Consider the following 6,625-nt stretch of genomic DNA (forward strand, 5'->3'; position numbering starts at 1 on the left):
AAATATTGACTCGAATACCAGAGTTCCTATTGCAGCAAGAACTGATTGTGATTCATGTACCTGCCTTTACCGATGGCCGTGGATTTAGCTTTGCTCAAACGCTGCGTCACATGGGCTATGAAGGTGAGATTCGCATGGCGGGCAAGTTTGGTCGCGATCAAATTGCTTATCTGTTGCGCGCAGGCGCTGACAGTTTTGTGATAAACGAGCACGATATGCAGTCTATTTCTGATATCAGTCAAGCATTTAACGCTCTTGCCAGTAGCTATGACGGTCGCGATGCTAGCGCATTACCGATGTTTGCAGGCGCTTAATTTTTTACTTGTTATGAAAATTATTACTAACCATTTTTCAATTCAGCTGTTTTCAGTTTAGTTACGTTATTATCCATTAACACTAAGGAACGCATCATGAGCCAATTACACCCAAATCTAAATATCGACCAAGCCAACCAAGACTTGCAAGGTAAATCGCCAGAACAAATCGTTGAATGGGCATTAAGCCAAGCGAAAAACCCAATCATCACCACTAACTTCCGCCCTTACGAGTCAGCGATTTTGCATTTGGTCGCTAAGCAGCGTCCTGATATCACTGTTTTGTGGGTAGACTCAGGTTATAACACGGATGCGACTTATCAATTTGCTAATAAAGTCATCCGTGATTTAAACTTAAACGTTATCACCTATATTCCTAAGCAAACCGCTGCCCATCGTGACGTGACGATGGAAGGTATCCCTGGTATTGATAACCCACTACATGATGAGTTCACTGATCAAGTCAAGCTTGAGCCTTTCCGCCGTGCCTTAGACGAGCTAAAGCCTGACGTTTGGTTCAATGCTATTCGCAAAGATCAAACGGAATTCCGTCAAGGTCTTGATGTGCTTAGCCTATCAAAAGATGGCGTATTAAAGGTTGCACCATTATTTGATAAGACAGATAGCGATTTAGATGTTTATCTTGAAGAACATAACCTACCTAATGAATTTGATTACTTCGATCCGACTAAGGTAGAAGAGCATCGCGAATGTGGTTTACACACTCAGTTATAGATAATATTTAATACCCACAGAAAGTTAATATCCCTCTTATCGTTGGTGAGAGGGATTTTTTATGTCAGATAACCATCCTTTCACTTTCCCCTATTCCCTTTCATCGCAAAAACCACCGTCATCATGACAAAAACGACTATGCTAATGCCAATACATTACGTGAGCCTGCGCAGCTGATAACTCATAATAGTGCTATATATTCAATTGAATGACTGGTCATACTATGAATACCTTTCCCCTATTTTTTAAATTAGAAGACCGTAAAGTACTGATTGTTGGCGGCGGCGATGTGGCATTACGCAAAGCTGATTTGCTCAGCCGTGCTGGCGCATGTATCACTATCCTTGCGCCAAGCATTAGCCACGAGATACAAGCCTTGCTAAGTGATAGCAAGCACGAGCTGATTTATGAAAACTATAATAGAACCTATATGACAGACTCGCGCGTTATTATTGCGGCGACTGATGAGGAGACGCTCAACCATCAAATCCACGCCGATGCAACTGCATTAAACATCCCTGTAAATGTCGTCGATACACCGCATTTGTGCGATTTTATCTTCCCTGCGATTGTCGATCGTAATCCTATTGTGATTGGCATCTCATCAAATGGTAAAGCACCAGTGCTGGCACGTTTACTACGCGCACGCCTTGAAACCTTGATTCCTCAAGGTTATGGCAAACTGGCCAAGCTTGCTGGCGAGTTTCGAGGTGACGTTAAAGCCAAAATACCGACATTGACTGGGCGTAGGCAGTTTTGGGAGCGGGCATTTGAAGGTAAAGTCAGTCAATTGATGTTTGCGGGTAATGAAAATGAAGCTATCGCCCAGCTGCAAGCTGATTTGGATAACACAGCGGCAAGTATCACTACAAAAGACGCCACAGATGAATTAACAAAAGCCCAAAATACGATGGGCGAAGTCTACATCGTTGGTGCCGGTCCTGGTGACCCAGAACTCTTAACCTTTAAAGCGCTGCGTCTGATGCAGCAAGCAGATATCGTCTATTATGATGCGTTGGTATCACCGCAAGTATTGGATTTGTGCCGCCGTGATGCTGATAAAGTATTCGTCGGTAAAAAACGCAGCAATCATGCCGTTGCACAATTGGGCATCAATGAGCTACTGGTCAATAGCGCGAAAGAAGGTCGGCGTGTGGTACGTCTAAAAGGCGGTGACCCGTTTATCTTTGGGCGCGGCGGTGAAGAGATTGAAAGTCTGCGGGCGCACAATATCCCTTATCAAGTGATACCGGGTATTACCGCTGCCAATGCTGCTGCTAGCTATGCCGGTATTCCGCTTACCCATCGTGACCATTCACAATCGGTACGTTTTGTGACAGGGTTCTTAAAGGCTGGCGCGCCTAATAGTAATTTTAAAAACTTCTTGGATACTGATGAAACAGTCGTATTTTATATGGGACTGCACTCTCTACCGCGCTTGACGGAAGGCTTGATTGACGCTGGCCGTAGTGCGGAGACCCCGATTGCCATCGTCTCTAACGCAAGTATGTCCAATCAACAAGTATTGACGGGTACGCTTGCCAGCATCGTTGAATTACAAGAAAAGAACCAGCTACCAACACCTGCTCTGCTCATCATGGGTGATGTTGTCAGCTTACATCATGATTTGGCTTGGTACAATTTACACAATCAGCAGCATAATCAAAATACCTCAGAAACTGACAATAACTGGTTACGCGGCGGTACTGCTACAACACCAAAATTGAATACTCACCAACAAGCGCATGCGCTATCTATGATTGCTAATTTTGCAACAGAAGATAGCAATCTTGAGCAGTTGGTGATTGGTTAGAAAGCTCCCTAAAAAACCTTTTTAATTTAAAGCCCTGCCAATTTAGTGGTAGGGCTTTTTTCTGATTGCAACAGAGCAAAATTCTCCAATCCTTGCTAGAATAATGGCTGTCTTTTATTCACCATTAAGCCTCATTATGTCTGTATCCGCTGTTACCCCTCTTACTATCCTGCACACCTCTGACTGGCATTTGGGACGACGACTTTATGGACGTCTGCGCTACGATGAATTTGCCGCCTTTTTAAGCTGGCTACAAGACACCATTAGTGCGCAGCAAGTGGATGTACTTATTGTCGCTGGTGATATCTTTGATACTATGACCCCAAGTAATAAAGCCCAAGCGCTGTATTATGAGTTTCTAGGCAAGGTTTCAAAGTCAAGCTGTCAACATGTCGTCATCGTCGCTGGCAATCATGATTCACCGACATTTTTGGATGCCCCAAGTAACGTACTTAAATTTTTAAACGTCCATGTCGTTGGTACCGCTTGTGAAGACTTAAACGATGAAGTGATGGTGTTAGATGATGTAGACGGTACACCACATTGTATTATCGCGGCTGTGCCTTATCTGCGTGATCGTGATGTACGTGGCAGTCAGGCTGGCGAGTCAGCTCAAAGCAAAGACGCCAATGTTATCGCTGGTATCTGTGCGCACTATGATGAAGTCGCAGATATTGCCAAAACCAAACAAGCTGAATTAGCTAAAGCACACAAACGGCATATCCCTATCATTGCCACAGGGCATCTGTTTGCTGCCGGCGGCAGTACTACCGAGGATGATGGTGTGCGTGAGCTGTATGTTGGCTCGCTTGGTAAGGTCTCTGCCGATATGTTCGATGACTGCTTTGATTATGTGGCGCTTGGGCATTTACATGTACCGCAGCGTGTCGGTGGGCGTGAAACCATCCGCTATTCAGGCTCACCCATTGCGATGGGCTTTGGTGAGGCGCGCCAGCAAAAACAAGTATTGCTCATAGAGTTTGGGTCAGTGCTAAAGAATGAGAATCTAACACCGGAAAATATGTCTGAGAGCGTTTCTCCTCAGCTGACCAATGCCATTATCAACATCGACAAGACAGTAGAAAAGAGCACTAAAAAAGCAGTGCATCAGGCGGCAAGCTTTATGGATGACCTGTTTGCTGATGTGGAGTCTATAGAAAGCGATCAGCATAGTGAAATGAGTATTGAAGAAATCTATAAACAAACAAAGATTCTTCCAAGCACTCATTCTACTTTAACCGCCACGCTACTGCATCATGATACCGCTCGTCAGATGCAAGTTACCTCACTCCCTATTCCAAAGTTCCAAAAATTGGCACAAGTATCGGGTGATTTGGAAACTATTGAGAGTACCATTAAAGAACTCGTTCATTTAGAATCGGTCTGGTTAGAGGTAACTTATACCGGCGATACTATCGTAAATGATTTGCGTGAGAAAATTGATGAAATAACAAAAGAGTTAACGGTTGAAGTGTTAATCACTAAAAATCCACGCAACTATAATAAAGTACTTCATCAACAACAAATCTCTGAGACGCTACAGGATTTAAATGAGCAAGAAGTATTTGAGCGTTGTTTAGCCACTCATAACATCCCTGACGAGCAAAGATTGACCTTGCGAGAGGCTTATGGTCAGATCGTTTATGACCTACATCATGCAGATACTCAAGCTGAATAATATCCACAACTCATAAACCTGATACAACTAACAGTAAATGATCACTACTATCTATAAAAATAAGACCATGCCATGCGCCTAATTGAACTAAGACTTAAAAACCTCAACTCCTTAAAAGGCGAATGGCACATTGATTTTAGTGACCCCGCTTTTCTTAACGAAGGTATCTTTGCCATTACAGGACAAACGGGCGCTGGCAAAACCACCATTTTGGATGCTATCTGTTTGGCTCTTTACAGTCAAACGCCAAGACTTGGTGATATTACAGGCTCTACCAATGAGATCATGACCCAAGGTACCGGAGAATGCTCCGCAGAAGTCATCATTGAGATTGACGCCAAGCGATATCAGTGTTCATGGTATCAACATCGTGCCCACAAAAAAGCTAAAGGCAACTTATTACCAATTAAGCACGAGATTAGCGAGGTCAAATCTGGCAAGATTTTAGAAGAGAAAAAATCCAAAACCTCTGCTTATATTCAAGCGCTTATTGGCATGGATTTTAGCCAATTTACCCGCTCCATCATGCTGGCACAAGGCAGTTTTGCTGCATTTTTAAAATCTGATATTGGTGATAGAGCGGCGATTCTAGAGAAGATAACCGGCACAGCTATTTATGCCAAAATCTCACTCAACGTTCATGAGAAAAAACGCTTTGAAGAAGAGGTGCTCAGCAAGTTGCAGGCAGGTGTTGATGGCTTATCTTTGCTAAGTATTGAAGACGAAAATCTATTGGCAGCCGAGCTAAAAGCGTTAAATCAGCAGCAAAGCACACAGCGACAAACCTTTAATACCTTAAGTGAGCAGCTGCAATGGCTAAATAACGTACAACAGCTACAGAGCAACCTGTCTATTTATCAGAGCGAGTTTGCAACTGCCCAGCAAGTGCAGCAAGGCTTTATTCCAGAAGCCAAGCGTCTAGATATTGCCAACAAGGCATTAGAGATTGATAGCCAGTTTCGTGCGCTTAGCTACAGTCGTGATACGGTCCAGAAGCGAGATGTTGAACAACAGAGTTTGCTGAGTCAGATTCCTACTCAACAAGAAGCATTAGCAGAAGCTGCTCGCCATTTAGACGATGCCAATACGCTAGAAAAGCAAGCCGTAGACAACCTGCAAACAAACTTACCCATCATCGCACAGGTGCGCGAATTAGATCATAATATAAGACAGCAGTCTCAATCCTTAGTGGAATACAACCAGCGTAAGGACTTATCGGTAGGCAATGTACAGATATTGCGCCAAGCAATACAAAACCATCAGCAAACCGCTGATAGTACCAAAACTCAGCTAAATAATATCGACAAGTACTTTAGCAGCTATCCAGAGCTGAGTGACCTTGATACCGATATGACAACCTTTGATAGTAGCTGTCAACGATTAAGGGCGCTACTAGAAGATAACGATGAGTTTTCAGCAGATAGGATTAGCCAACATAGTCATGCGTGCCAGCTACAAGCTGATTTTGAGATATTGTCTAAACAGCAAGGCATTGATCTTTCATTGGTGGCGCAGCGGCGCGAGCAACTGCTAAATCTACAACAGCAGCAAGCAGCAATCACTCAGAACCAGCCTCTTGCTATTATGCGCAGTGAGCAAGAACAAATCGATCAAATCATCGCAAAAATTGAGCAAGTGAGATTTAAGATTACACAGCGGTCTGAGCGAATCAGTCAAATTCATAGAATCAATCTCGCCCTACCGATATTAAATCAAGAGCTGACGGTCTTAGATGACTTAATTGCCACTCATCGCGCCGATATTCAGAGTACTAAACTTAAAAAACAAGACAAGCAAACGCATCTTCATCTACTGCAAAAAGTCACAAGGCTTGAAGATTACATTGTAGAGCTCAAAGACGGCAAGCCCTGCCCACTGTGCGGCGCGCATGAGCACCCTTATGGTCAACATCATCCGCTATTAAATGGTCAGATTGACAATAAGCAATCGTTATCGCTGACGCAACAAACCCAGCAGCAAATATCTGAGCTTGAGATACTCATTCAGAGTCTAGAGCAATCATTATCTAAATATCAGATCGACCATGCTACTAAGAACGAAGCCATTAACCACCAACAGCAGCAG

At 43.6% G+C, this 6,625-nt stretch carries 5 protein-coding genes; all 5 read left to right on the plus strand.

Features of this window, described 5'->3' with window-relative positions; all coding sequences use genetic code 11:
• Nucleotides 1-314 (plus strand): DUF934 domain-containing protein (locus VLN09_RS07130; RefSeq protein ID WP_325245046.1); only part of this gene is annotated, 314 nt, incomplete at its 5' end.
• Between the two features lie 96 nt (nucleotides 315-410).
• A complete protein-coding gene (locus tag VLN09_RS07135; protein ID WP_325245048.1) occupies nucleotides 411-1,049 on the plus strand; it encodes a phosphoadenosine phosphosulfate reductase family protein in 639 nt (212 codons plus the stop codon).
• Between the two features lie 223 nt (nucleotides 1,050-1,272).
• A complete protein-coding gene (gene cysG / locus VLN09_RS07140; RefSeq protein WP_325245050.1) occupies nucleotides 1,273-2,862 on the plus strand; it encodes a siroheme synthase CysG in 1,590 nt (529 codons plus the stop codon).
• Nucleotides 2,863-2,998: 136 nt separating this feature from the next.
• Nucleotides 2,999-4,540, plus strand: a complete 1,542-nt coding sequence (locus VLN09_RS07145; RefSeq protein WP_325245052.1) for an exonuclease SbcCD subunit D C-terminal domain-containing protein — start codon at nucleotides 2,999-3,001, stop codon at nucleotides 4,538-4,540.
• 72 nt (nucleotides 4,541-4,612) lie between these two features.
• Nucleotides 4,613-6,625 (plus strand): AAA family ATPase (locus tag VLN09_RS07150; RefSeq protein ID WP_325245054.1); only part of this gene is annotated, 2,013 nt, incomplete at its 3' end.

It is taken from the genome of Psychrobacter sp., assembly GCF_035469765.1.
Classification (GTDB): Bacteria; Pseudomonadota; Gammaproteobacteria; order Pseudomonadales; family Moraxellaceae; genus Psychrobacter.